The following is a 26,812-nucleotide window of genomic DNA, read 5'->3' as shown; positions in this document are numbered from 1 at the left end:
AAGCTTCGAAAACCATTAAGAGTCAACGGTGCGCCGGGCATCGGTATAAGACACTTCATGGGGTTGGCTGATTAGGTAAGCGGCACACAGCCGAGGGACCATCACTCGCGAACGTCGCACTGGATTAGCCCAGACATCCGAGTCTGGTTGGCTATCGAGGCGAGCGTTGGCCAAGTGGGTTTTGACCCTGTTTTCTTTGGTTCCTTTCTTTTTGAAAAGAAAGGGACACACCCGCCGGGGTGTCTCCCGGCTTCACAACCACAACCATCAAACACAGCCGAACGAACCGCAAGCCAGAAAGCCACCAAACCACCAAACCGCTCACCCACGGCTATGGGCAGGTAATGCTCAGCGTTCAAGCGAAGGGATCGTTCGTGGCGTGCGTCGGGCCACGCCAAGAATCAAGATACGGACCCCGTAAACACCTCCGCCTCCTCAAACGCCTTCCCCGCCAGGTCCTTGGCCGACAACACCAGTTCCCCGGCATCCGGCCACTCGATCCCGATCGTGGCGTCGTTCCACAAAATGCTGCGCTCGTGCTCGGGTGCCCAATAATCGGTCGTCTTGTACAGCACCTCTGCAAATTCGGACACCACGACAAACCCATGGGCAAAGCCGGCGGGAACCCAGATCTGGCGCTTGTTCTGCTCTGACAGGTAGTCCCCCACCCATTTGCCAAAAGTCGGCGAGCCGCGGCGGATGTCGACGGCGACGTCGAATATCTCGCCTGACACCACGCGCACCAGCTTGCCCTGTGGTTGCCGGATCTGATAATGCAAACCGCGCAGCACGCCGCGCATGGAGCGCGAATGGTTGTCCTGCACGAAGGGCGTCGAGACGCCAGTCAGCGCGGCAAAGGTGCGAGCATTGAAGCTCTCGTAAAAAAACCCGCGCTGGTCGCCATACACCGTCGGCTCGATCAGCTTGACGTCGGGTATCGCCGTGTCAATCAACTGCATCTCAATAAACCTTTGAATCCAGGATGTTCAACAGATACTGCCCGTACCCGCTCTTCTTCAGCGGCTCGGCCAGCCGGGCGACCTGCGCGGCGTCGATGTAGCCCTTGCGGTAGGCAATCTCCTCCGGACACGCCACCTTCAGCCCCTGCCGCTTTTCGATCGTGGCAATGTACTGCGAAGCGTCCAGCAGCGATTCGTGCGTGCCCGTGTCCAGCCAGGCCATGCCGCGGCCCATTACCTGCACGTCGAGCTGGCCCTGCGCCAGGTAGGCACGATTGACGTCGGTGATCTCCAGTTCGCCGCGCGCCGAAGGCTGGACCGAGGCCGCGATGTCGCACACCTGCTGGTCATAGAAATACAGCCCCGTGACTGCGTAATTCGATTTCGGGACAGCCGGCTTTTCTTCGATGCTGACCGCGCGCCGATTCGCATCGAACTCCACCACGCCGTAACGCTCCGGGTCTTGCACGTGATACGCAAAAACCCGCGCCCCTTGCGACTGCGCGCAAGCCGCGCGTAACTGGCTGTCAAAGTCGTGGCCGTAGAAAATGTTGTCGCCCAGGATCAGGCACGATGGCTGGTTGCCGAGGAAATCGCGGCCGATGATGAAAGCCTGTGCCAGCCCGTCCGGCGAGGCCTGCTCCGCGTACTGCAAGTTGATGCCCCACTGGCTGCCGTCTTGCAGCAGATGCTGGAAACGCGGCAGGTCCTGCGGCGTGGAAATCAGCAAAATGTCGCGTATGCCCGCCAGCATCAGCGTGCTGAGCGGGTAATAGATCATCGGCTTGTCATACACCGGCAGCAGTTGCTTCGACACTGACACCGTGACCGGGTGCAGGCGCGTACCCGAACCGCCGGCAAGAATGATCCCGCGCCGGGCCGGCGCATCTGTAGTTAATGGCATTTCAATTCCCGAGTCCTGTGTTCCATGTCCTGATCCCTGTGTCCGCCCTGCATGCAGTGCGGCGCATCAGAGCGTAGCGCCATGCCGCTCGCAAAACAACTCCCCCACCCGCGTCTTCACACCCACACCAAGCGCCCTCGCCTCGCGCGCCGTCAAGCCGCCGCTGTACGGAAACGTGTCAAGCATGACCTTGTGCTGGTTGACCGCCTCCAGTGCCTCCTGATGCGAGCCGGGGAGAACATATTCCACCTGCCGCGGATCGAGCACCATCTCGATGCGCTCGCGAACCCGCGCGTACTTGTACTGCCGGTGCACGAAGCACTTCTTGCCCGGCAACGCCGCCAGCATCTGCAGGAAAGCGCGCGACACCTTGGCCGGATTGGCAAAGATCACCGGCACATCGCTCTTCACTGCGGCAGGCTCGGGCATGTAGGGCGGCGGCGTGTAGGTGGCGTAGCCGCCTTCGATATTGATCAGCGGCTCGGTGTACAGCGGCTGCAGGTAGGTCGGGGACTGGGCTTCGTCGCCGATCCAGCCGTCGAAGGTAGTGAGGCCGGTCGTGATGCTCTGCCCGCCCACCCATTTGAACTGCTGCCGCGCCGGCTTGGCCGACAAGGCTTGCAACCCGACCGGGTCCATCCACCCACCCAGGTCGTACAGCACCTCGATGTCGGCATCGTGAATGGCCTGCGCCAGTTGTGGTGCCGGCAGGTGCTGCACATCGAGCCATTCCGCCGCAATCTCGCGGAAGGCATCGGTGGCCCAGTCCTTCTTGGACCCGCGATTGAACACCACGATGTCGCAGCCCTTTGCCACATGCCGGAAGCCGGCGATGGTCAGGAAGTACACCGGCGACACGCAGAGCAAGGGCGACAGCAGCGCCACCCTGGGCCGCGCCGAGGCCGGACGCAGCGGCCGCAACGGGCGCGGACGAAACGAGAAATCAGGCATGCGCAAAGCGCGCCGGGAAAAATCCATCACCTGCTGGGTCAGCTCCACCGACCCGATGTCGCGGTCGTACAGCGAGGCCATCAGGGTCGTCAGTTCGGCATCATTGCGCTGCGACGGATCGTTCCACAAGGGCTGCACCAGCCGCACCGCGGCCAGCGGATCGCCGAATTCATTCATCGCCAGGTCGGCACGGCCGAGCAGCGCGGAAGCGTTCAGGGGATCTGCCGTCAATACCTCGCTGAAGACCTGGTCTGCGGTTTCCATCTCGCCCTGCGCCTTGCGCGACCGGGCCAGGATGATCTTGCTCTGCCACAGGGCCGGCTTCAGGGCCAGCGCGTTTTCGGCCGCGATGATGGCCGCCTTGTGGTTGCCGATGCCGTACAGGCACAGGGAAAGGTTGTGCTGGATCTCAGCGCTTTTCGGGGCGGCGGACATCGCTTTCAGGTACAGCCCGATGGCGGCGGTCCAGTTGGAAGCGTTACGGGCGGCCTGGGCCTGCTGGAGCACGGCCGCGAGATCGGCGGGAATGGGCGGGGAAGATGGAGTCATAGGCAGGATTGTAGGGCTGTTGGCGGGAAAGAACACAGGATATGGGTAATGGTCAGCCCTTGAATCAGCTCACCTGTAATAAATGGGGTCAGACTCTGACCCCATTTATTTTGCACTTCCGGGCGGATGCCGGCCGGAAGCGGCGGTTCAAGCGCAGCGCTCATTCACACTTGTTTATTCCACTTTGCTGATGGTGCAGGATCGGCCAAATGTTGGAAGTCAGGTGTTTGCCAGGTGACGCACGGCGATGTTCGAACGCTCTGCCATTTCTCTGCACTTGCTGGCCCAACCATGACGATCTCCGGGGGGCGGCAGTATGGTGGCAGTCGTATCAGGCAGCGGGTTGGGGCTGGGGAACAGCTACTTGTCGATTCCAGGTCAGCAGATTGGCGCCGCGGCGCTCGGGCAGGCAGGAACGATGGGCTTCGTCAACGCCCGTACCGGCAATCTGGTATTGCAGCGGCAGGACGATGTCCTGCTCGGCCGCGGACCCGACATCGGCATTGTCCGCACCTATAACAGCCAGGGCTTGCTCGACGACGACAATGCCGACAACTGGCGCATCGGACTGTATCGCAGCGTCGGGCAACTGGCCGGCATCGTCAATACCGCCGGCAGCACCATCCGCCGCGTCGATGGCGACGGCGCCGAACAGGCCTATGCATGGGACGCGGCGCGCGGCATGTACCTCGGCACCGATGGCGCCGGCAGCTACGACACTCTGGGCTTTTCGAACGGCACATGGACCTGGACCGACGGCGACACCCAGGCTACCGAAACCTATGATTGGTCCGGATCGGCCGGCAAGCTGATCCGCCATGCCGACGCCGATGGCTTCGGCCTCAGCTTCATCTACACCGGCAAGCTGCTGACCAGCGTGCTCAGCGCAAACGGCGAGCGCACCAATCTCGACTATTACGGCAACCAGCTGGGCCAGACCCGCACCGTCACCAGCACCGGCGCCACACTCATACGCACCCGCTATGCCTACGACGCCAATGGCCGCCTGACGCAGGCGATCACCGACCTGTCGCCGCAGGATGGCAGCATCGCCGACGGCAATGTCTTCGTCACAAGCTATGCATACGATGACCGCCCCGCCGGCAGCGATGGGGGCAGCATTAGCTATAGCAACCGGGTTGCGCGCATCAGCCAGTCCGATGGCGTCGACGTCGCCTTCACCTATGCGCTGGTGGACGGCAGCTGGCGCGTGACAAACATCACCGACGCGCTCGGTCGGATGACCAGCCTGGCCTGGGAATCGGAAAATTCGGCTACTTCGGATTCTTCGACTACTTCGGCTACTCCGGCAACTTCAGCACCCTCAGCAACTTCGCGCACCATCGTCACCGATGCCGCCGGCAGCCAGACCATCTTCACCAGCGACAGTGCCGGACGCCTGATCAGCCTGCAGGGCCCGGCCGTGGGTGGCAAGCGCCAGCTGCTGTCATGGGACTACAACGCCAACGGCGACCTGCTCCGCCAGACCGATGCGCGCGGCAACAGCGTCAGCTACGAATACGACGCCAACGGCAACCTGGTGAGGCAACGGGACGCCGCCGGCACCACCGTCACGCGCGTGTTCGATGCCCGCAACCGCCTGCTGGTCGAAAGGCTGTCCAATGCCGCGACCGGCGTGCCCGAATCGAACACGCGTTACGCCTGGGACAGCAGAGGCCACCTGCGCTTTGCCGTCAGCGCTGAAGGACGCGTGACCGAGTACCGGTACAACGGACTCGGGCAACGGACGAGCACCATCCTCTACACCGATGCGCGCTACGGCGTGGATTCCGACATGCGCGATGCCTTGCGGGCGATCCTTGCCCGCACAGCGTTGAGCGAATCGCAACTGGCCGCATGGGTGGCCGGCAGCAGCGTGGACAAGACGCGCAGCCTGCGCACCGACACCAGCTACGATTTCCGCGGGCAGGCGTCATCGGTCACCACCTTCGCCCGGAACGATGCCGCCGGCAATGGCATCCGGGACGGAGCGCAGTCGACGACCAGTTACGTCTACGACCAGGCCGGCCAGTTGCTGTCCACCACCGCAGCGAAGGGCGTCGCCACAACCGGCAACCCGGGCGACTACCTCACAAGCTTCGTGTACGACGGCCTGGGCCGGCTGAGCGCCAGCACTGACAGCCTGGGCCGCGTCACGCTCACGCAATACGACAGCGCCAGCCGGCGTGTCGTCACCACGATGGCCAACGGGCTGATCAGCACCGCCGTGTTCAATGCCGCCGGCGAACTGGCCAGCCTGCTGCAATCCGACGGCGCCCAGGCAACGGGCACGACCCGCTACCAGTACGACGCCGCCGGCCGCTTGCGCATCACGCAGGACCCGACCGGCGTGATGAGCTACCTGCTGTACGACGAAGCGGGCCGCAAGGTGGCGAGCATCCAAGCCGACGGCAGCCTGACCGAGTACCTCTACAACGCCGGCAACCTGCTGGTGCGGACCATCTCGTATGCGACTGCGTTGGCGGCATCCGCGCTGGCTGGCTTGCTCGATGCAAGCGGCAACCCCGCCAATGTCGCGCTCGCTTCGATCCGCCCCGCCATCTCGGACAATGACCGCAGCAGCTGGAATTTTCATGACGCGGCCAACCGGCTGGTCAAGACCGTCGACGAAGAAGGCTTCGTCAGCCAGCAGTCATACGATGCAGCCGGCAATGTCATCTCCACGCTGCGTTTCGCCACTGCCGTGCCCGTCAAGGACATCACGGCGGCCACCTTGCCTGCCGACCCGGCAGTCTCGCCCGCCGCCAGTCCCGAAGACCGCCGCACCCGATATTTCTTCGATGCCGACGGCAAGCCAGCCGCCACGCTGGACGCCGCCGGCTATCTGAGTGCAAGCGAATACGACGGCGCCGGCCGCTTGATCCACACCATCGCCTACGCGCGCCAGTCCGATGAAGCACTGCGCAGCAGCGGCACGCTGGCAGAACTACGTCCCGCTGCCAGCGACCAGGATATCCATGGCTGGATGCTTTACGACGGCCGCGGCAATGTCACGGCCACGCTCGATGGCGAAGGCTACCTGAGCGAATCGCTCCATGACCTGAACGGCAACCAGACAAGACAGGTCCGCTACGCCAACAAGGCCTTGATTGCGCCACAGTCCATCACCGCATCGACATCGATCGCGGCGCTGCGGCCTGCATCAAGCGCCCGGGACCAGATGACGACCCGCAGCTTCACGGCACTCGACCAGCTTGAAACGCTGACCGACTACCAGGGAACGATCACCCGCTACACCTACGACCAGGCCGGCAAGCTGATCGCGACCGACAAGGCCTGGGGCACTGCCGAGGTTCGCACACTGCAGTCCCGCTACGACCGCCAGGGCCGCCTGACCGGCGAACTGAGCGCCGAGGGCAGCGCGCAACTGGCAGGACTATCCGCACTGGCGGCGCCCACTGCCGGCCAGGTCGACGCCATATGGAGCAACTGGGGCCTGACCCACACCTACGATCGGGCCGGCCGCCGCAGCAGCACCACCGACGCCAACGGCAACCGGACGCTGTTCTACTACAACACCGACGGTCAGCTGACGCACACCATCAACGCATTGGGCGAAGTAAGCGAAGTCCGGTTCAATGCCTTGAACCAGGCCACCCAAACGATCCGCTACGGGACCCGGATTGCCGCCGCGACTCTCGATGCACTTCCGGGCGGACTGATCGATGCTGCGCTGACGGCGGCCATCGACGCGATTGTCGACACCGCACTCGACAGCGTGCACTCGTCCACCTACACCCTGCGTGGCCAGCTGGCATCGGCTACCGATGCCCTCGGCGCCGTCAGCAGCAACGCGTACAACGCATTCGGCGAACTGGCCAGCCGCACAATGCCCGCCACCATGGCTGTCGCTGCCGGCACCAGCCTGGTCCCGAGTCTGGATCCGAGCTTGGATCCGAGCTTGGATCCGAGTCTGGATCCAAGTTTGGTCCCGCGTTTTGCCCCGCACTTCCGCCACGACCATTACCGCTACGACCAGCGCGGCCAGCTGGTGCAGGTCCGGGAGGATGCGAACGGTCTCGATCGGGTCAGCACCACCGTCCACGACGCCTTTGGCCGGACAGTGCTGGAGGTGGACGCCAGCGGCAACCGGCGCGCTGCATCCCATGACCGCCTGGGACGCGTGGTGCAGACCATCGACAGCCTGGGTGCGGTACGCAGCACGACCTATGATGCATTCAGCCGCACGCTGACGCAGACCGATGCGCTGGGCAATGTCACCACCACCTCGTACAGCGCCATCGCCCGCAGCGTCACCTTGACCACTGCGGAAGGCATCAGCATCACCAGCCGTGCCAATCGCCACGGGCAGGTAATCTCCATGACCGACGGACGCGGCAACACCAGCAGCAGCACCTACGACCGCAACGGCAATCTGCTGCGCAGCACGGAGCCAGCCAGCAGCACCACCAGCGCCGGCCGCACCCGCAGCAACGACTACGACCGTGCCGGCCAGCTGATCGCCAGCACCGATGCAGGCGGAGTCCGCACCACCCATGTCTACGACGCAGCCAACCGGGTCCTGGTTCGCCGGCTGGATCCGGAAGGCCTGAACATCGCCACCCGCTACGCCTGGGACGCCAAGGGGCAGGCGATCAGCGTGACCGACGCCAACGGTGTCGAGACGCGCACCAGCCACGACCTCAACGGCCAGGTCGTGCAGGTAGCCGTCGACCCCGACGGCCTGAACCTCAGGACCAGCTGGACCTACGACCAGCTCGGCAACACGCTCACCATCACCGAAGGCGCCGGCACACCGACGGCCAGGGTTACCGCATACCTCTACGACACGCTCGGCCGGCGCATCGAAGAAACCATCGACCCGGCCGGCCTGGCGCTGAGCAGCCGCTACGCCTACGACCAGCACGACAATCTGGTGGCCAAGACCGACGCCAATGGGCATGTCACCCGCTATTTTTTTGATGCCGGCAAGCAGCTCGTCTATTCGATCGACCCGCTGGGCGGCGTCACGCAGAACGTGCATGACGCAAATGGCCGGGTGATCAGGGTCATCAACTACGCAAGGCCGCTGGGCGGCTTGGCGGAGAGCACAAGCAGCACCGGCATTGTCGAAAATATCGCAAGCGAAATCGTCACCAGCCCCGATGACCGCGTGACCCGCACGGTGTTCGATCGCGATGGTCGTGCTGTCTATGCGATCGACAGCCTGAACCATGTCACGCAGAACATCCACGATGCCAATGGCAATGTGATCCAGACCATTGCCTATGCCCGCCCGATTGATCTGGCGACTGATCTGGCGATTGATTTGGAGACTGATCTGGCGACTGATTTGGCTACTGATCTGGCGATTGATTTGGCGACTGGTTTGCCGGCGGGTTTGCCAAATGAGCCGCCGGCGGATCCGGGCATGGACGACATTGCCGCTGCGGTGCTGGCCGTTGCCAGTACCACGCAAGACCGCAGCACGCGCACCGTCTACGATGCCGCCAACCGTGCGGTGTATGTCATCGATGCCGCCGGTGCCGTACAGCAGAATGTCCATGATGCGCAGGGCAATGCCGTGCGCGCAGTCGCCTATGCCAATCTGGTGGACCTGGCCGGCAATCCCGGCATGGATGCCGTTGCCGCGGCGCTGGTGCCCGACCCGGCCCGGGACCAGGTCACGCGCACCGTGCGCGATGCCGCTGGCCGTCCGGCATTCGTGATCGATGGCCTGGGGTATGTGAAAGAAGCCCGGTACGACGCACTGGGCCGGGTGCTCCGGACGATCAGCCATGCCCGGCCCATCGCCATCACAATCGTCATTGGGCGCGCGCCGGCGATGGTCGTGGCCGATGTCGAGGCCGCGCTGGGGCTGGACAGTGTTCCGTCCACCGCCATGACCGGCATGCGCAATCCGGTCCAGCCTTTCCAGTGGGTCGGATCGGCCAGGTCGGATGTGGTCACTGCGCAGACCGAGAACGTCGCCATGACGATCTCGACCTACATGACGGGAACCGTTCCCATCGTGAACCTCTCCTGGCCGGGTAAGCCGCCTGCCGGCACTACGGTCAGCTTCGAATATCGTCCAGCGGGCAGCACCGGGAGCTTCGCCGAACCACCGGTAAGCATCACTGGCGGTTTCTTGAAACCCACAAAACAGCAGGTCGGCCTGAGTGGAGCTATCTATAGCTACGAATATCGAATCCGCTACACCGACAGCACTGGCCAGGTTCTCAGGTCAGCAGCAGGTACGTTCAATCTCGCCATGGGAACCTTCACTGCGGCATTCAAGTTCACCAAAGTTACCTCCACCGCGGTAGCCGGTTCATCGATATCCGGGTACATCGCCGCCGCTGACGTCGCCGCAATCGCGTATCTCGATGCAGTCGTTGCCGACAAATCCACCGGCAAGGCGATCAGCACAGCACGTACCTGGCCGGGATACGAACCCGGCTACAACGGCCACGTCAACCTGTCGGTCGGCACCGAACTGCCCGAGGGCAGCTATACCATCTCGATCCGGATCCGCAAGAAAGATGGTACCGAGATCACGCAGCCGGGCTTCAACTACGAAGTTGGCCTGCAGGCGACCGGTGAGGCCTCGACGACCATCGCCTGGAATGCAGGCAAGCAACCCCCGGACACCAGCGTCCAGTTCGAGTACGCCCCGCTTCGCTCGACCAGCTTCACCACAGCCACCGTCGAACGCTTCGGCCTGCTTCACCAGGTTGTGCTGGCGGCGCCATCGCCGGGACCATACCAGTACCGGGTGCGCTACATCGACAACGCCAGCGGCGCTGTCGTCAAGGAAGCGCATGGCCAGTTCAGTGCCGGCGCCAAAGGCACTGCCATCGTCGCATCACTGCAGTTTGCGCCCGGGAATGCAACAATCGCCAGCCAGGTAAACACCTTCAGCTACGACAGCGCCGGACGCCTCGTCGCCAGCACCGATGCCGCCGGCTACACGGAGTCCTGGATCCGGGATGCGCTGGGCAACAAGAAATCCTTCGTCAACAAGAACGGCGCAGAGTGGAAATACGAGCATGATGCCGCCGGGCGCCTGGTCACCGAAACCAGTCCCGCAGTGGCGGTCACCAGCGTCAGCGACAATCTGGTCGCCACCACCGAAAGCAGCGCGCTGCAGACCCGCCTGGACTACGATGCGCTCGGCAACCTGACTTCACGCACCGAAGCCTGGGGCCGGCCCGAAGCACGCACCACACGCCATGAATACGACGCGCTGGGGCGGCAGGTAGAGACCATCCATCCGGAAGTCCGGGTCTACGGTTCCGACAACCTGGCGACCAATGGACTGGATGGCGTCGTCAAGCGCACCGAAGTCCGCATCAGCCCGACCAGCATCGTGCGCTACGACCGCTTCGGCAATGCCATCGTCAGCATCGACGCGGCAGGCGGCTACAGCTACAAGCTGTACGACCAGCTGGGCCGGGTCACCTACGAAATCGACGCCGGGCGCTACGTCACCGCATATGACTACAACGCCTTCGGCCAGCAGATCCGCCTGACGCGGCACGCCTGGCAGATCGGCATGATCATCCACAGCCAGCTCGACGACCCCTGGACCCTGGCCGAGGTACAGGCCCGGCTCGGCACCAGCGATGGCGACCGCAGCATCCAGACCGGATACGACCGCCTGGGCCGGGTCGTCACAGTGATCGAACCGCAGGTCACGGCCTATGACTCCAGCGCCGCCGCTGGCAGCCAGTATTTCAGCGCCGGCAAGACCACCATTAACGATTACGACGCCTTCGGCCGGGTCACCAGGCAATCGATCCTGCGCAATCCCGTCACCGATACCTGGGCTCACACGCGCAGCTGGCACGACGCGCGCGGCAACAAGACGGCGCAGCTCGACCCGATGGGCTACCTGAGCACCTGGGAACACGACGCCGGCGGCAATATCATCCGCCAGGTCGAACATGCCAAAGCACTGGCCGCAGAAAGCATCAGCGCCACCAGTTACGGCGTGCCCGTAACCACCACACCAGCGTCGAACCCCGACAGCGCAATCGGCTATGACCGGGAACTGCGTTTCGATTACGACCTGATGAACCGGAAAATCCGCGAGACCAGGGTCCATGTCGAATACGCCAGCGCCAGCGGCACCGGCAACAGCGTGACCAGCATCTCCGGCGACATCTCGACCGAATACGGCTATGACGCCGTCGGCAACCTGGTGCAACTGAAAGACGCCAATGGCGACATCAGCTGGACCTGGTACGACGCACTAGGCCGGATCCGCGCTGTTGCCACCCCTGCTTCCAACTCTGCTTTCGACGCTGCTGCCATCGGTGCTTCCACCACTGCTTCCACCGCGGTTTCCACCGCTGTTGCCACGGCTGATGCCACCGCTGCCGGCGACCAGCAGTGGGGCATGACCGTCCTCGACAACGACGCCTTTGGCAATGTCACCCGCCAGACCCGTCACGCCAATGCCAGCAGCGGCGTCAGCGCTGTCGGCTACACAACGCCTTTGGCCAGCAACGACGACCAGGTCTCCTTCAAGCTGTACGACACCCACGGGCACATGATTCGGGCGGTCGATGCCGAAGGCAAGTCGAAATACACCTCGTACAACGCCATGGGCCAGGTCGCCAAGGAATGGCACGCGATCACCGACGCCGATGGCAGTATTCAGAACGTGGTCCGGGTATTCCGCTACGACATGCTGGGCCGGCAGATCGCAACAACCGAGCGGCCGGTGGCGCAATCCGGTGTCACGGTTGACCTGGCCGTCAACCAGGTGGCCTGGAACGCATTCGGAGAAATCACGCAGAAAGGCGTCAACAGCTACCAGGAATACTTCCAGTACAACAACGCCGGCCAGCTGTGGCGCACCAACAGCGAGGACGGCGTCAACCGCGTCTACCTGTACGACCTGCAGGGCACCGCCACCGCCGAGATCCGCAGCCAGCAACTGGACCTGGGGGCCTACCGCCAGGCCAGCGATGTGGCAGCACTGACCGCCAATGTGATGCGCACCGACACGCTGGTGGACCTGAACGAACGCGTGATCGGCCGGGTGCTGCCCTCGTTCACCGTCGAGCGCAGCATCGAAGCCGCAGCGCCGCCGGCCTATCAAGCAGCGGCGCTTGACTATGCCGTCGCGGCGAGCGGCAGCCGGTATGCCGATGAAGGCGGCGAATTCTTCTGGGGCACCAACCAGGTGAACCTGAGCTGGACCCCGCTCGGCGGATGGGGTGACGGCACGGTATATGTCGAGATCAACTACACCGATCCGACCACCGCCTGGTACGACGAATATGGCACTCGCTACCTGAGCAGCAAGAGCTACGGCCTGGAAATCTCGCCGCTGACCACCGACACCGGCACCACGCTTGAATGGCCCGCGCAGGTCACCGGTGGCGGCATCGAATCCATCAACTGGGTCGCGCTCTACAAGCGCGATGTCAACGGCAACTGGCTGAAGGTGTATCAAACCGGCGCCCCCGGCCCCCAGCAAAAACAGTTCATGGTCGCCACGCCCACCGAGCCTGGCGGCAGGATGGAGGTTCGGCTGCGCGCAGCCGGCAGCACCAGCTGGTTCCCGGCCACCGTGACCGACATGGGCCGGCAGACCATCATCAACACCGCCAACCTGAACCAAGGCGGCGTGTACGACTACGAGATCCTGTACTACCACCGCAATGGCGTGACCGGCCAGCCCGACCTCACCCCCTATGCGCACGCCACGGGTCAACTCGGCATCAACGGCGCCTACGGCTGGATGAGCGTCACCACGGCCGCCGGCAACGATGTCGTCACCCACACACCGGTCATCAGGCAATCGCTGGACCGCTGGGGCAATGTCATTGAAGTGAGCAATGCCGGCAATCCAGGCGATCCCGGAATTGCCGACAATGCCGAATATGCCGCCACCACCCGCTACCGCTACAACGACCTGAACAAGGTGGTGCAGCAGACCAGTCCCGAGGTGGATATCTGGGGAGAAAACGGCGTCGCCAGGCGCAGCACACCCGTGTCCTGGAAGTATTACGACAAACTGGGCCGCGAGCTCGGCACCAGGGACGCCAACGGCAAGCTCAACACCGTCGCCCGGGACGCCGCCGGCCACGTCATCGCCGAATACCACGCCGATGGCGGCATCGTCACCCACACCCATGACGTTCTGGGACGAAAGTCCAGCACCAGGAACGCCAACGGAAACATCACGTCCTGGACCTGGGACCGGATGGACCGCCTGAAGTCGGAACGGCGGCCCATCGGCGCCGACTACTACGACTACGACGAAGCCGGCAACCGCATCCGCGAATACGGTAACCGTCTGGCCATCACCAACTGGTACGACACGCGCGGCAAGCTGGTGCGCACCCGGCTGCCGATGGGGCAGGAAACGACATATCAGTACGACACCCGCGGCAACAAGATCCGGGAACGCGACGCCAACGGCTTCGTCGCAAGCTGGACCTACGACTACTTTGGCCGGGTACGACTCCATTTCGACCTGGGTGGCGCCAACACCAGCTATAGCTACAACAGGGCCGGCCTGCTGGTCAGCCAGACCAACACCCGCGGCCAGAACCTGGCCTATACCTGGTACGAGAACGGTGCGGCCAGGTCCACCGTCGACAAGGCCCTCAACGCCGAAACCTTCTACGAATACGACGCCGCCGGCAACCGTACCCGCGAACGGTTCCGCAAGGCCGGCGTGACCCACCAGGACAACCGCATCGCCTTCGACAGCCTGGGCCGCATCACCTTCGTGCAGGACAACCGTTATGCGCTGAGCTACGGCTATGACGCCAACGGCAACCGCCGCTTCAATCGCGCCAGCTACTACGACACTGCCGGCGCCAAACGCAGCGTCGAAAACTGGTACCGGTACGACAGCATGAACCGCATCAGGCTGTCGCAGGGCGTACTGGCGAATGGCTACATCACGATCAATGACGCGCAGGGTGTGATCCTGTCATACGACCTCGCTGGCAACCGGAGCAGCGCATTTTCCATCGTTCCGGGTGCGGGATGGAACGAGAACTACTATTACGATCGCAACAATCGACTGACCTTGTCGATGCGGAGCGAGTCAGTGGGCTCGAGCCGCAGCTACGACGGGGCCGGCCGGGTCATGGAACAGATCAGCGTCGCCGGCACCAGCTACCGGCGCACAGTCAACGACTACAACGCCAACAGCTGGCTTAGCTCGCAACAGACATTCAACGGCGCAGGCACCAGGCAGAGCGCCACCCAATACACCGGCTATGACAATACCGGCAACCTCCTGAGCTGGCAGACCACGGTTTTCACCGGCACCCCGTACACCAACTTCTACAGCCAGGAGGCCTATGCCAGGTTCGAGACCTACAAGGAGAGGGTCATCCACGGCAGCAGCACCCTGTTCCAGCCCGGCACCACCACCAGCAGCTACGACGTCAACGGCAACCTGATCGCGGTCAGTGACCAGTTCGCCGGCAGCAAATACCGCAGCTTCGTCACCGACCAGGCCGGGCACATCCTCAACAAGAGCGAGAACGGCAGCACGCAGTACTACTTCCACGTCAATGACAAGCCCAGCGGCTCGACCGCTGCATCGGGCGCGGACTTCGACTTCAATTACACCCCGGTCTCCGAGCGCTACCCCGCATCGACACCTGGTACCTGGGTCGTCAACCAGGGCGACACACTGCGCTCGATTGCCCAGGCCACCTATGGCGACGCCCGCCTGTGGTACCTGATCGCTGACGCCAACGGCCTGCGCACCGACGCCGACCTGGGCGTCGGCCGCCGGCTGACGGTGCCCAACAAGATCACCAACCTGTACAACGACAGCAGCACCTTCAAACCCTATGCCGCCGGCACGATCATCGGCGACACCACGCCGACCCTGCCGGATCCGCCACCGGCACCGCAGGCAAGCAGTGGTGGCGGCTGTGGCGGCCTGGGCTCGATCCTGGTGGCAGTGGTGACGATAGCCGTTGCTTCCATCACGGCCGGTGCGGTGCTGGCGACCATGTCCAGCGTGCTGGGAGGGCTTGCCGGCACGGTCGCAGCAGGGGCAATCGGCGGAGCGGTCGGCAGCATCGCCGGCCAAGGCGTGGCCATTGCGCTCGGCATGCAGGACAAGCTCTCGTGGGATGCCGTCGCGATGGGTGCCATTGGCGGCGGCGTTGGCGCGTACGTTGGCCCGGCGGGAAGTGGCGCGACCGGACTGATGACCAATGCAGTAGCGACCAGCGTGGCAACGCAGGGAATCGCCATCGTCGTCGGCTTGCAGGACCAATTCTCGTGGCAAGCGGTCGCGGCTGCGGCGGTGGGCGCGGGGATAGGGGCGACGGTGGGCAAGACGATTGCAGAATCGCTGGAACGCGGCTTGAAGTCGGCGGGAGCAGGGTTTGCGAACGTCGCGGCAAGGATCGCAGCGGGAATGGTTCGCAGCGCGGCGCAGGTGATGGTCCGGGGCGGGAGGATGGAGCTTGCTGCGGTGTCTGCGGATGCGTTCGGGAATGTGTTGGGGAATGGGATTGTGGGGGCGATGGGTCGGGGGAGCCAGCAGGCTGCGGTCCTGTATGGCGAGAAAGAGCAAGCACAGGATTTCGACCGTGAAAACACACGGTTTATCAGCGCAACTCAGGCGAATGCCGGTGATATTGCCAACATGGAGCGGGCGCAATGGCTACTGGAGAACAGCGTAGCGGGGCCGGGAGTCGGGGTAGCGCAAAGCGGGGGAGACCGCTTGCGCTTGTCGTCTGCTGACGACATCCCGATCGACATGCCGCATGCCACTACCGATCCTCGTGTCTTGGAAACCAGGACTCTTGCCGATCAGTTCAATGCCTTGAGAATCAGTCAGGCGATCGCGGATGGAGAGGACCTCGCGCCTACGACTGCAAATGCGGCGCGACTGCGGCTGTATGACATGTCTGGCGGGGGTATGCCGGTGAAGTCCGCCTACCCAAACAGCTTTGAATATAGCGACCCGATGACGGGGTTTACAAACGACGACACGACCCTGGATTCACTGGGGCGCAACGCCAGTGAACTGTTCAAGGCCCAAGTCTATAGCCGGATCTCCGGTAGTGTGGGGGCGGTCGCTTCCGGATTGGAAATTGCGGCAACTGCAGGAATGAGCCCATTCGGCAGCGCAGTCCTGATTCCGCACGGCATCGACAATTTGCAGGCGAACTTGCGCCAGACGTGGTCGGGTGAATACACTCCATCATCTACTGCCCAGTTAGGTATGTTGGCCGGCCTCAGCCCGACCCAGGCTGAACTGGTCAATGCTGGAGTCGGACTGCTGCCGTTAGCGCCGGCTGCACTTGCTTATGGCGTTGGCAAACTTGGACCGTCGCTCATGCTACGGTCGGAGGCCTACCTTGATAGTTGGGGTTTGCGCCTATCGGTTGCGGAGTCGGGACCAAGGACGAGCGCAGCAAAAAGTTTTCCTAATCTTATGCCGGAGGATCTCCAGAAAGACCTTGAGCTTGCCAAATCGCTGGGCATCGCTCCGATCAAGGTTGCCGATCCTGCATTTGCCGCAATTGCTGAACAAGGAGCTATAAAATGGGCTGTACTTGAGAACGGTGACCTCGTTGCCATCCCGAAAAATGTTGGTCCGTACCAACTAAAGCACTCAGTGTTATCCGGCGGAAAACCCGTTTTAACAGCGGGAGAAGCAACCGTCGATATTTTTGGAAATATAAAACACGGTCACGATATTAACAGAATATCCGGACACTTCAAGCCTTCGAATGGTAGTCTGCAAATTGGTGTTGATGCCTTTATAAATGCCGGAATTTCATTTAAAAAGGTAGATCCCTCTCTTCCACAAGAATTCTATTGGGGATTTTGATGATTTCGATAAAGTCAATTTCGTGGCAGCCAACATTGCTTGATAATGGGCCGGATGCTTGCCTAGAATTTATTAATGAATATTTCCCAGCCAAATACGATTGGCTGCGCTTGGCAGAGGCCGCTGCGACCAAGGCCGCTGCGCATATAAAACTCGGAGAAAAGCCTTTTGAGAAGGGACTGTGTTGGATACGGGTAGCCGTAGAATTATATGAAAGGATGGCAGATCAACTCAATCTTGTAAAAAAAGATGCATGTCTTAGGCTCCGATTACCCGCTCTGGCACTGCGTGTGCAGGCAATAGCGACCTGGGGACCAAGGGATGATGACTCTCTACTAAACCCCGAGGAAGTCATTACCCGATTTCATTATCTGATAGAGGTGTCTCCCGAGGAACTCGAAGATGATTCAAGTTTTCCTCGGCTCCCCAACATCAGAAATGCATTGGACATAACGAAACAGGTTGAGCCACTTCTGAATGTTGAACCCTTGCGATTGAAATTTCCAGAACTATCAGAATATTGCCGAGCTGCAAACATTGCTCGTGAAAATTCACGCACAAGAATTGTGTAAAAATATGGGGTCATAGAAATATGGTGTCAGACTCGCTATGAATGGCATGCTAATCGAGTCTGCCCCCAATTCCCCGATCCGACCCATCGTGCGGAGCGATGTCGCAGGTCTGCTAACGATCGTTCAGGCAGATGGAGAATTTACAAAGGGTCAAAAAGTCTTCGTTGTCCTCGGCTCCAAGCCTGTAATTGTCGCTACCCAGTAGAAAAATATGGGGTCAGACTCGATTTAAATGGCGATCCTGATATAGAGAACTGCATGAATATTACTTCACAGCGAATCTGAATAATCTTAATCGAGTCTGACCCCTATTTATGCCATTACTTGGTGATCTGTTCGATTATCAGGACGTCACCATGATCCTTCGAGCCTGATCACTAATAGTCCTGTGCCTCCTGGCCCCCTTGCAGGAAAGTTTCTGCCTTCATGTGCGGAAGGATCTCGGCTCTCCATATCAATATGGGCTCCCGTCGCGCCTCGATCAGACTCGTAATATAGGATGGCATTGAACATGGCTCGACTACCCCGCCATTTTTCCCGCGCTTTGCCGCTGCATATAATTTTGCGGGGGAACAACCGTACGCCCATATTCTCGGCTGATGCGGATTACAAACATTTCAAAGGTGCCTTGCTGGACGCTGCATCTCGTCACAAGCTGGCGATCCACGCATACGCGCTCGTGAGCAACCACATTCATTTGCTTGCCTCGCCAGGTGGCCCGGAGAGTGTCCCGAAGACAATGCAGAGCGTGGGCAGGCGATACGTTCAGTATTTCAATCTCCGCTACGACCATACCGGAACACTATGGGAAGGTCGCTATCGGGCGACGGCTGTCGACACCGAAAACTACCTGCTAGCGTGCATGCGCTATATAGAACTGAGTCCTGTGAGGGCAGGGATGGTGAATCACCCGCGTGACTACGCCTGGTCCAGCTACGCCGCGAATGCAGAGGGGAAGGACGACATGCTGATCACACCGCACGGCCTGTACACAAGCCTGGCCACTGACGTTTGCGCACGCAGGATCGCCTATCGCGACCTGGTGACGGCGGCGATGAACGAAACCGTGGATTGAAATCCGTGAATGCACGAGTCTGACGCCCTACCCTCCTTTGTTCACGGGCCGTGAACGATTATTTTTATTGAACATCGCTCGTTTTTTCCATAGACCCCATGTGGAGCAAATTTTCATGAAGACACCTGTGGATGTAGGCGAGCAGTTCCAAGCGCTGCGCCGGCAAGCCCATAAGACTCAAACTGAAGTCGCTGGTTTGACAGGGCTCCAACAGGAAGTACTGTCTCGTTTCGAGCGAGGGCGAGGCAACGACTTTTCCCTCGGTCGACTGTTAAGGCTTGCCCACAGTCTCGGCTACGAGCTGGCGTTTGTTCCGTTGGGGCGCAAGCCCACCCTGGCGGACGTCTATGAAGAGAGAAGATAGTCGATCACGAGGTACTGCATCAGCGGGTCAATCCAGCGCACCGGATCAGGTGCGCCTGCTGTCCGATCCTCCGGCCGAAGAATCAGGAAGAAACCTCTCCTGGGACTGGCGAGCCGGCTCTTTTTGGCCAGCCGGGTGGCCGCAGCAGAAAAGGCCGCAGGGCTCAAGCCGAGCGCCTGCATGGCATCTTCCCGACTGAAGTAAGCCCTGCCGCGGGAGAGTTGTTCATCAAGGTATCGATCAAGTGCGCCCATTCCCCGCTTTTATGCAAACACCGACATAAAAGCAAGCTTTTCGAATATGAGTGGGGATCTGGAAAAAGCGCCTTGCTCAGTCTTTGCCAATTCAACTTGTGGGCATGGGTTGGGGAATCAGGGTCAATACCCTTCCGGATTATTTTCCTGCCACCGCCAGTGATCCAGGCACATCTCGGTCAGGTCCTTTTCGGCGCGCCAGCCCAGCAGTTCCAGCGCAAGGTCCGGACATGAATAACAAGCGGCGATATCCCCCGGCCTGCGCGCCTGGACCACATACGGAATCGGGCGGCCGCTGGCCGCTTCAAAGGCGCGCACTGCGTCCAGCACGCTGTAGCCGCGGCCTGTTCCCAGGTTGACGGTGAAGCTGCCGGGCTGCGAGAACAGGCGGTTCAATGCGGCGACGTGGCCCTTGGCCAGGTCAACCACATGGATGTAGTCACGAACACCGGTGCCGTCCGGTGTCGGATAGTCGTTGCCGAACACCGCCAGTCGCTCACGGCGGCCAACCGCCACTTGCGCGATGTACGGCATCAGGTTGTTCGGTATGCCGCGCGGGTCTTCTCCCAGCCGGCCGCTGGCGTGAGCGCCGACCGGATTGAAATAGCGCAGTATCCCTGCCTGCCATTGCGGATCGGAGCGCACCAGGTCGTTGATGATCTGCTCGACCATCAGCTTGGAACTGCCGTAGGGATTGGTGGTGGACAGCCGCGCCGTTTCGCGAATCGGCACGGAGTCGGGGTCGCCGTAGACGGTGGCCGAGGAACTGAACACGATACGCCGGATACCCGCTGCTGCCATCGCCTGCAGCAGGGTGACGGTGCCGTCGACATTGTTCTCGTAGTACATCAGCGGCTTTTCAACCGACTCGCCTACCGCTTTCAGGCCGGCGAAATGGATCACGGCGTCTATGTCATGATCGGCAAAGATGGCATCGAGCGCAGCCCGATCGCGCACGTCGCTCATGACGAAGTGAATGGGCGATCCGGCGACTTCCTCCGCCCGCTCCAGTGCGGTGCGGGAGCTGTTGCACAGGTTGTCCAGCGCGATCAGCTTGTAGCCGGCTTGCAGTAGTTCTATGCAGGTGTGGGAGCCGATGTAGCCGGCGGCACCTGTTACGAGGATGGTTTTGCTCATTTTGTTGGTTGGTTAGCTGGCCGACCGGATGTCGTCATCATTTTTCGTATGCGACGAACTGGTCGGCGATTATCGTCCAGTCGGTTAGCATATCATCCACTGTCGCAAAAGCGGCTGGGCGAAATCAACTTGGCCCCCTCGGGGCGCATGTACCGAAATACAGCAATCAAATGAGCAAGCAAGGATTCAACCTGATCGGATACGCCACGTCACCGCTGGGCTTGGGTGAAGACCTGCGTTCTTTCGCCGGGATGCTGGATTTCCTCGGCATGCCGTTCTCCGTCACCGACGTACCGACCGACGCCACTGGCAAGGTAAAGGTGAACTGGAAGAACATGACCACGGAAGACTATGCGACCAGCTTCTTCTTCATGGCGCCGATGGAGTGCGCAAGGATCGCGGCCAGCCATCCGCGGCTGTTTTCCGAGCCGAAGCTGAAAGTCGGCTACTTCCTGTGGGAGCTGCCGGACTACCCCCGCAGCCACATTCCTGCGCTGGGGCTGGTCGACCACATCTGGTGCCCGACCGGGTTCGTGCAGAAGGCATTTTCGGACGCCGTAAAGAAGCTGGTGCTCGCCATCCCCCTGCCCGTTCCGGTAACCAAGCCGGCAAAAAGAAATTTCAGGAAGGAGTTGGGCATACCAGCAAAAGCCTTTGTATCGCTCTACATGTTCGACCTGCACTCGACGGTGAACCGGAAGAACCCGCAAGGTGCTGTGCAGGCCTTCCTGGATTTCGCCGGCGCAAGGACGGACGTGTACCTGATCCTGAAGCTCAACCGCTGGGAAAGCACCCCGAAAGAAAAGCTGGCGTGGCTGCCCACCGACCCGCGCATCAAGATCATTACCGAAACGCTGGATGGCGCCGAACTGGCAGCGCTGTACAAGTCGGCGAACTGCTACTTGTCGCTGCATCGGGCCGAAGGCTTCGGACGCACCCTGGTGGAGGCGATGCAACAGGGTCTGACGCTGATTACCACCGACTTTTCCGGACCGGCGGATTTCGTCAATGAGACCAACTCGCTGCTGGTCGAATGGAAGCGGCGCGACATGGGCCCCGATGATTATCCAAACGCAGACCCGTCATGGTGGGCAGAGCCGTCGATCGAGGACGCCGCGCGCAAGCTTGAAGAAGCCTGCTCAGGCAAGAGGAGCCGGTTTTCGAAGGCCGCGAAAGCGACCGGGGAGCAGTTTACTGTCGAGGCGCTGGCTGAACGGTACGAGCCGGTGCTGAAGCATTACCTGAGAATGTAGGGCCACGGGTTAATCGAGTCTGACCCCAATTCAGGGAACATCCAAGAAGATATGCGACAGTTGGGTGGGTCCGCACCCGGAGCGTTTTGAGTCAGAAATCAACAGAGGCTTCACTTTGAACAGATATCAAATGGCCGAACTGGTAAAAAGTTCGGGGGTTGAATTCGGCACGAGTGGCGCGCGCGGATTGGTTGCTGCAATGCTGCCGTTTTTATCTTACGCATACGCAGCCGCGTTTTGGCAAGCAGTTGGATCCGGTAACAGAGTTGTACTTGGCCACGACCTAAGGCCAAGCAGTCCAGGCATTGCTGCATCGTGTGCGGCTGCCTTCCGCGATTTGGGTGTCGAGGTGGAGTATGTCGGCTCGCTGGCCACGCCAGCGGTGGCTCACTATGCCATTGAAGCGGGCGTCCCCGCAGTTATAGTGACCGGCAGCCACATCCCCTTTGACCGTAATGGCATCAAGTTCTACAGTGCCGACGGTGAAATTACCAAGGCAAACGAACAGTCAATATTGCAGGCCTCCGTGGAGGTGCCGGCCGAATTTGCTGCGCCTCCGTTACCCTTACCCAGCAGCGAGGCCCACAACGCGTATATCAGTCGCTACGTCCAGTTCTTCGGAAGTAGGGCTTTAGAGGGGAAGCGCATCGCCATATACGAGCATTCCAGTGTCGCCCGAGATCTGCTGCGCATTGTCCTCCAGAGGCTGGGTGCCGAAGTCCTGTCCTTAGGGCGAACGGACACATTCGTACCGATCGATACCGAGGCTGTACGGGCTGAGGATGTTGCACAAGCAGCACAGTGGGCCACTGAGAACTCCTTCGATGCCATTGTCTCTACTGACGGTGATGCCGACCGTCCGCTTATTGGAGATGAGGAGGGACAGTGGTTCCGCGGCGATGTAGTCGGGGTATTGTGCGCCAAGTACCTGAATGCTGACGTCGTGGCTACCCCAGTAAGCAGCAATACTGCTGTCGAGAAGGCTGGTTGGTTTAAGCAGGTTGTGCGGACCCGGATTGGTTCTCCCTATGTAATTTCGGCAATGGACGCAGCGTCCAGGGCGGGTTCGGGCAACGTCGTCGTGGGTTACGAGGCCAACGGTGGTTTCCTTCTTGGGAGCGATGTTCGGCTTAACGGGAAATACCTGAGTGCACTTCCGACGCGCGATGCAATGCTACCGATAATTGCATTACTGAGCATGGCCAAACAACGGCAGTGCAAGGTGTCGGAAATAGCTTTGAATCTGCCGCAGCGCTTTACCCATAGCGATCGACTGCAGAGCTTCTCCTCGGAAGCGAGCGTAGCGCTGTTGGCACAATTGTCGAAAGACATTGATTCGGCCGCCGATATTTTGGCTCCTGATGCGGGCAGGGTCGCTTCCCTTGACGAGACGGACGGGATGCGTGTGACGTTTTCTACCGGCGAAATTGTGCATCTCAGACGCTCGGGAAATGCGCCTGAGCTGCGCTGCTATGTGGAGGGTGATTCCCAACTGCGCGCTAAGTACTTGTGCGATGCATGCCTGGCCAGAATCCTGAACCTAAAAGAACAACTGCCTCCAATCTGACCATGGTGAAAACGCGGCATAGCGCAATTGGTGCGCAGGTTCTTGAATTCGCTGGGGATGGCAATGGTGAACTTTTCTATTGCACGCCTGTGATGCCAGTGGTGCCGGGTCCGGTTCGAGGCGGCGTCCCGATAGTTTTCCCGCAATTTGCCGAGAGCGGGCCCCTGCAAAAGCATGGATTTACACGAAATCTGGGGTGGACTCTGGATGAAAGCCATGTGACCCCGGCTTCTGTTCGGTTGAAGTACTCGGTAGATATCTCGCCCAAGCAATTTCCAAAGTGGCCGCACTCCTGCCATCTAAGTTTAATTGTGACTGGCAGCTCCGACTCACTGGAATTCGAATTTTCCGTTTCGAATACCGGCGAGGACGCCTTTTCTTTTACAGGCGGTTTGCATCCTTATTTCTACGTGCCGGATCTTCTACACGCGAGGGTGGAAGGCCTGAGTGGTCTTTCGGTTACAGACCGATATGAGGTGGACCGCAAGAGCGAAGAAGGTCTCAACTTACGTTTTTCCGATCGAGCTTTTGAGAGCTTGTACGATGAGTCCCCAGCATTGAATCTTTGGACGGGGGAGCGCTCGATTGCACTGTCAACGATCGGGTTCGATCAATGGATGATCTGGAATCCGGGTCGGGACGAAGGCAGACTGATCGCTGACCTTCCAGATGGGGATTGGGCAAGGTTCATCTGCATCGAGCCGGTACGGGTATTGCGACCAGTCTTTCTAGCGCCGGGGAAGACCTTCACCGGTGCATTAATGATTGCTATCTCGTCGTCTGAAAAGTGACTCGACAGTAGCGTGCAGGGGGTTTGCTTCAGGTTCACGCAGTACTCCGCACACCATGACCGGATCGTCATGCCAGAATCGGCTTGTTCCAGTAGACGCGCTGACCACAATGTCCGCTTTGAATCCTCTTGCATATTCGTGACTCCTGGAGTTTTTGGAGCCACGACTTTGGGCGGGGGATTTCAGGAGGGGAAGGTGGGGTGTAAATCGCGCTTACACTCCTTCAGCTCGCAGGCAGGTGAATTGGGTCAGACTTGACATAAATGGCAGGCTAGATGTGGTCCAAGCATCATAAACGCATCAGAGGTGGATCTGAACCGATCAAATCGAGTCTGACCCCAATTCTTTAACAGCGAAATACGTGTACGAACCGGGTTGGCCGGTCCAGCCATCGGCGAGCACCTCTTTGACAGTCAATTTGTTGCGCTGCAATACGCTTAAAACCTCATGCATGGGTATTGCGTGCATCTCCATGTCGCTGGATCTTTTATTCAAATAGTCGTCGATTTTAAAGCGATATCCTGGCAAGGATGCTGGCGTCTGGAACAAGCATCCACCGCCGATTTTTATCTTTGCGGTTAATTTATCTATCAGGAATTTTTGAATTGGCGGGGTGTTGTGCTGCAATACAATCAGAGAGAACATGAAATCATGCTCGGGAAGTCTTTCGTAATCTGAAAGCGATTTTATCAGCACGTATTCGACATTATTCACCCCCAGGGATGAAAGATACTCTTCACAGACTCTCAAGTTGCCTTCGGAAATATCCGAGGCAATTACCTTCTTGAACATCTTCGAGAGATAGTAGGTTATTCTTCCCACGCCACAACCCAGCTCATGGCAAGTATCTCGATTTAAATTGAAATTTGCTCTTTGTTCAAATTTCTCGATCAAGCTCGCACTATATTTTCCGGTGGCGAAAAACTCTTTCTTTTTCTCTTCGTTCAGATTTGAGAGTTTGTAGGCTTCGTCTGTGAGCACAGACCAATAAGGATCGGCCTCACCCAAGGACATCCAGCCCTGGATTGTCCTGTGTATCAGCAAATCCATTTGGAAACCATCCGCATCCACCTCGATATCAGCGGTTGCAGTGCCCAAGAGTCCATTGACGGCATTCAGATAGTGATGCAAGCCGGCGTTCCGTCTGAACTCTCCGGAGTTGGCGATCACTCTGATCAGGCTCTCCACCGAATCAGATGATCTTGCATGTGATTCCGTTACTGCCTGCGATTCGGGCTCTCGCTTAAGCAAACCTCGATAAACTTCAGCAACCAGAGATTGATCAATCGGCATTTTTACCTTCAGTGGGGTCACAAATTGGGGTCAGACTCGATATAAACGGCAGAATTTATGTTGCCCAAAGCATCATAAACGTTTATGAGGCCGGCTTGGAACGGTTAAATCGAGCCTGACCCCAATTCCTCCAATTCCTCAGAGCAGCCGGAGATCGGTCGCTGGGGCGCCGGGGAACACACGGGCAAGTGCGACCTTGGATAAGCCGAACTGTCGTTGCCACAAGCCGCCGAGTATTGCGCGATATTCGTTGAGCACCGGGTAGTCGCGGTTCTGGTGGAGATTGCCGGGGGTCAGTGCGATCTGTTCGCCTGCTACCGGCCCGGATGCCAGCGCACCTCCCAGCAACAGATAGGTACTGCCATGGCCGTGGTCGGTGCCGCGATTGCCGTTTTCGCGGAAGGTCCTGCCGAATTCGCTGATCACCATGATCGTGGTCTTGCGCCACAGGTCCGGACCCAGCTCGCTGCTGATTGCCGCCAGTCCGCGGCCCAATTCCTCGAAGCGATTCGCCAGTGCCCCGGTGGCAGCACCCTGACCGGTATGCGTATCCCAGCCACCGACATCGACAAAGCCCAGGCTGAAACGGCCGCGCATCAGGCGGCCAATGCGGCGGGCCTCGCGTTCGAAGCCCTTGGTGTTGATGGCGTTGCGCCCGGCTGCATCCATTTCCTTCAATATGTCGGGCGAGAGATCGCGCATCAATTCCTCGCGCAGCGCAAAACCTTCCGCTACCTTGGCCGCAAGCGGGGTGTCGCGGTACATGGACTGGAGCAATTCGCGCGCCCTGCCCTCGAGCGGCAACTTTGCGTCGGTGCGCAATGAGGCATTGTCAATTTTGGCGGCACCGCGAAAGACCAGCGGCAACTGATCGGTGAAAGAAATCGACTCTGAAGCACCAATTTCGGCGGCAAGGCGATTCATGAAACCCGACTGGAAATCGCGCGAGCCCGACAAGGACTGGCCCAGTTCGATGCTGTCCTGCGTCTCGAAATGGCTGCGTGACAGATCGGCGGTGCCAGCGAATGGCAGGAATACGGCCTGACGCGCCTGTACCAGCGGATACAGGCTTTCCTTGAAAGCAGGATGCAATCCCCAATTTGCGTCGACCGGCAGCGCACAATCGCCGCTGTCGCCGCCAGCATCCGGTTTGGCGATGGCGATCTTCGGCCGCGCTTCGTAATAAAAACTGCTGGAAACAGGCACCAGCAGGCTCGCCGCGTCATAGCCGCCGCGCAGGAAAACCAGCAGAAATCGCGGACGATCGGGGCCGGCGGCGAACAGGCGCGCACCGGGCAAAATCAGGCTGGCGGCTGCTGCTTGTAAAAATCGACGGCGATGCATG

Annotated in this window: 14 protein-coding genes; 7 read left to right on the top strand and 7 right to left on the bottom strand. The window is 60.2% G+C overall.

The window, feature by feature from the left end; genetic code table 11:
- Positions 1–401: 401 nt before the first annotated feature.
- The 3 genes from rfbC to FVE66_RS10145 form a co-directional block, all read right to left on the bottom strand.
- Positions 402–965 (bottom strand): dTDP-4-dehydrorhamnose 3,5-epimerase, encoded by a 564-nt coding sequence (rfbC, locus tag FVE66_RS10155; protein ID WP_206668756.1) that lies wholly within the window; start codon positions 963–965, stop codon positions 402–404.
- Positions 961–1,863, bottom strand: coding sequence for a glucose-1-phosphate thymidylyltransferase RfbA (gene rfbA, locus FVE66_RS10150; protein ID WP_151447329.1), 903 nt, complete (start codon positions 1,861–1,863; stop codon positions 961–963). The genes rfbC and rfbA overlap by 5 nt, the downstream gene beginning before the upstream one ends.
- Before the next feature lie 66 nt (positions 1,864–1,929).
- A complete protein-coding gene (locus tag FVE66_RS10145) occupies positions 1,930–3,363 on the bottom strand; it encodes a tetratricopeptide repeat protein (RefSeq protein ID WP_151447328.1) in 1,434 nt (477 codons plus the stop codon).
- 364 nt (positions 3,364–3,727) lie between these two features.
- Between FVE66_RS10145 and FVE66_RS10140 the strand changes: the two genes are divergently transcribed.
- From FVE66_RS10140 to FVE66_RS10125, 4 genes are all read left to right on the top strand, one after another.
- The gene (locus FVE66_RS10140) at positions 3,728–17,161 is read left to right on the top strand and encodes a LysM peptidoglycan-binding domain-containing protein (protein WP_151447327.1); all 13,434 of its coding nucleotides are present in this window, start codon (positions 3,728–3,730) and stop codon (positions 17,159–17,161) included.
- Entirely contained in the window at positions 17,161–17,733 is a 573-nt protein-coding gene (locus tag FVE66_RS10135) for a hypothetical protein (RefSeq protein ID WP_151447326.1), read from the top strand. The genes FVE66_RS10140 and FVE66_RS10135 overlap by 1 nt, the downstream gene beginning before the upstream one ends.
- Positions 17,734–18,232: 499 nt before the next feature.
- A complete protein-coding gene (locus FVE66_RS10130; protein ID WP_151447325.1) occupies positions 18,233–18,808 on the top strand; it encodes a transposase in 576 nt (191 codons plus the stop codon).
- A 115-nt stretch (positions 18,809–18,923) separates the two neighbouring features.
- Positions 18,924–19,172: a helix-turn-helix domain-containing protein gene (locus FVE66_RS10125; protein WP_151447324.1), complete on the top strand. Its 249-nt coding sequence runs from the start codon at positions 18,924–18,926 to the stop codon at positions 19,170–19,172.
- Here FVE66_RS10125 and FVE66_RS10120 read toward each other — a convergent pair.
- Both FVE66_RS10120 and galE read right to left on the bottom strand, forming a co-directional pair.
- Positions 19,154–19,426 carry a hypothetical protein gene (locus FVE66_RS10120; RefSeq protein ID WP_151447323.1) on the bottom strand — a complete coding sequence of 91 codons (273 nt, stop codon included), beginning with the start codon at positions 19,424–19,426 and terminating at the stop codon, positions 19,154–19,156. The two genes, FVE66_RS10125 and FVE66_RS10120, sit on opposite strands and share 19 nt — an antisense overlap.
- Positions 19,427–19,549: 123 nt before the next feature.
- Positions 19,550–20,563 carry a UDP-glucose 4-epimerase GalE gene (gene galE, locus FVE66_RS10115; protein ID WP_151447322.1) on the bottom strand — a complete coding sequence of 338 codons (1,014 nt, stop codon included), beginning with the start codon at positions 20,561–20,563 and terminating at the stop codon, positions 19,550–19,552.
- Between the two features lie 170 nt (positions 20,564–20,733).
- On the opposite strand from galE, the gene FVE66_RS10110 reads away from it, so the two are divergent.
- The 3 genes from FVE66_RS10110 (at position 20,734) to FVE66_RS10100 (ending at position 24,174) form a co-directional block, all read left to right on the top strand.
- A complete protein-coding gene (locus FVE66_RS10110) occupies positions 20,734–21,816 on the top strand; it encodes a glycosyltransferase (protein ID WP_151447321.1) in 1,083 nt (360 codons plus the stop codon).
- A gap of 130 nt (positions 21,817–21,946) precedes the next feature.
- The gene (locus tag FVE66_RS10105) at positions 21,947–23,383 is read left to right on the top strand and encodes a phosphomannomutase (protein WP_151447320.1); all 1,437 of its coding nucleotides are present in this window, start codon (positions 21,947–21,949) and stop codon (positions 23,381–23,383) included.
- Positions 23,335–24,174, top strand: coding sequence for an aldose epimerase family protein (locus FVE66_RS10100; protein ID WP_151447319.1), 840 nt, complete (start codon positions 23,335–23,337; stop codon positions 24,172–24,174). The genes FVE66_RS10105 and FVE66_RS10100 overlap by 49 nt, the downstream gene beginning before the upstream one ends.
- A gap of 321 nt (positions 24,175–24,495) precedes the next feature.
- Here the strand turns inward: FVE66_RS10100 and FVE66_RS10095 are convergent, their stop codons facing one another.
- Both FVE66_RS10095 and FVE66_RS10090 read right to left on the bottom strand, forming a co-directional pair.
- On the bottom strand, positions 24,496–25,467 hold the full coding sequence (locus FVE66_RS10095; protein WP_151447318.1) for a class I SAM-dependent methyltransferase: 972 nt from the start codon (positions 25,465–25,467) through the stop codon (positions 24,496–24,498).
- Between the two features lie 138 nt (positions 25,468–25,605).
- Positions 25,606–26,811, bottom strand: a complete 1,206-nt coding sequence (locus tag FVE66_RS10090) for a DUF1501 domain-containing protein (RefSeq protein ID WP_151447317.1) — start codon at positions 26,809–26,811, stop codon at positions 25,606–25,608.
- Between the last annotated feature and the right edge of the window lies 1 nt (position 26,812).

It is taken from the genome of Lacisediminimonas profundi (assembly GCF_008831265.1).
GTDB classification, from domain to species: domain Bacteria; phylum Pseudomonadota; class Gammaproteobacteria; order Burkholderiales; family Burkholderiaceae_D; genus Lacisediminimonas; species Lacisediminimonas profundi.
This window is presented reverse-complemented; position numbering and strand designations above follow the sequence as displayed.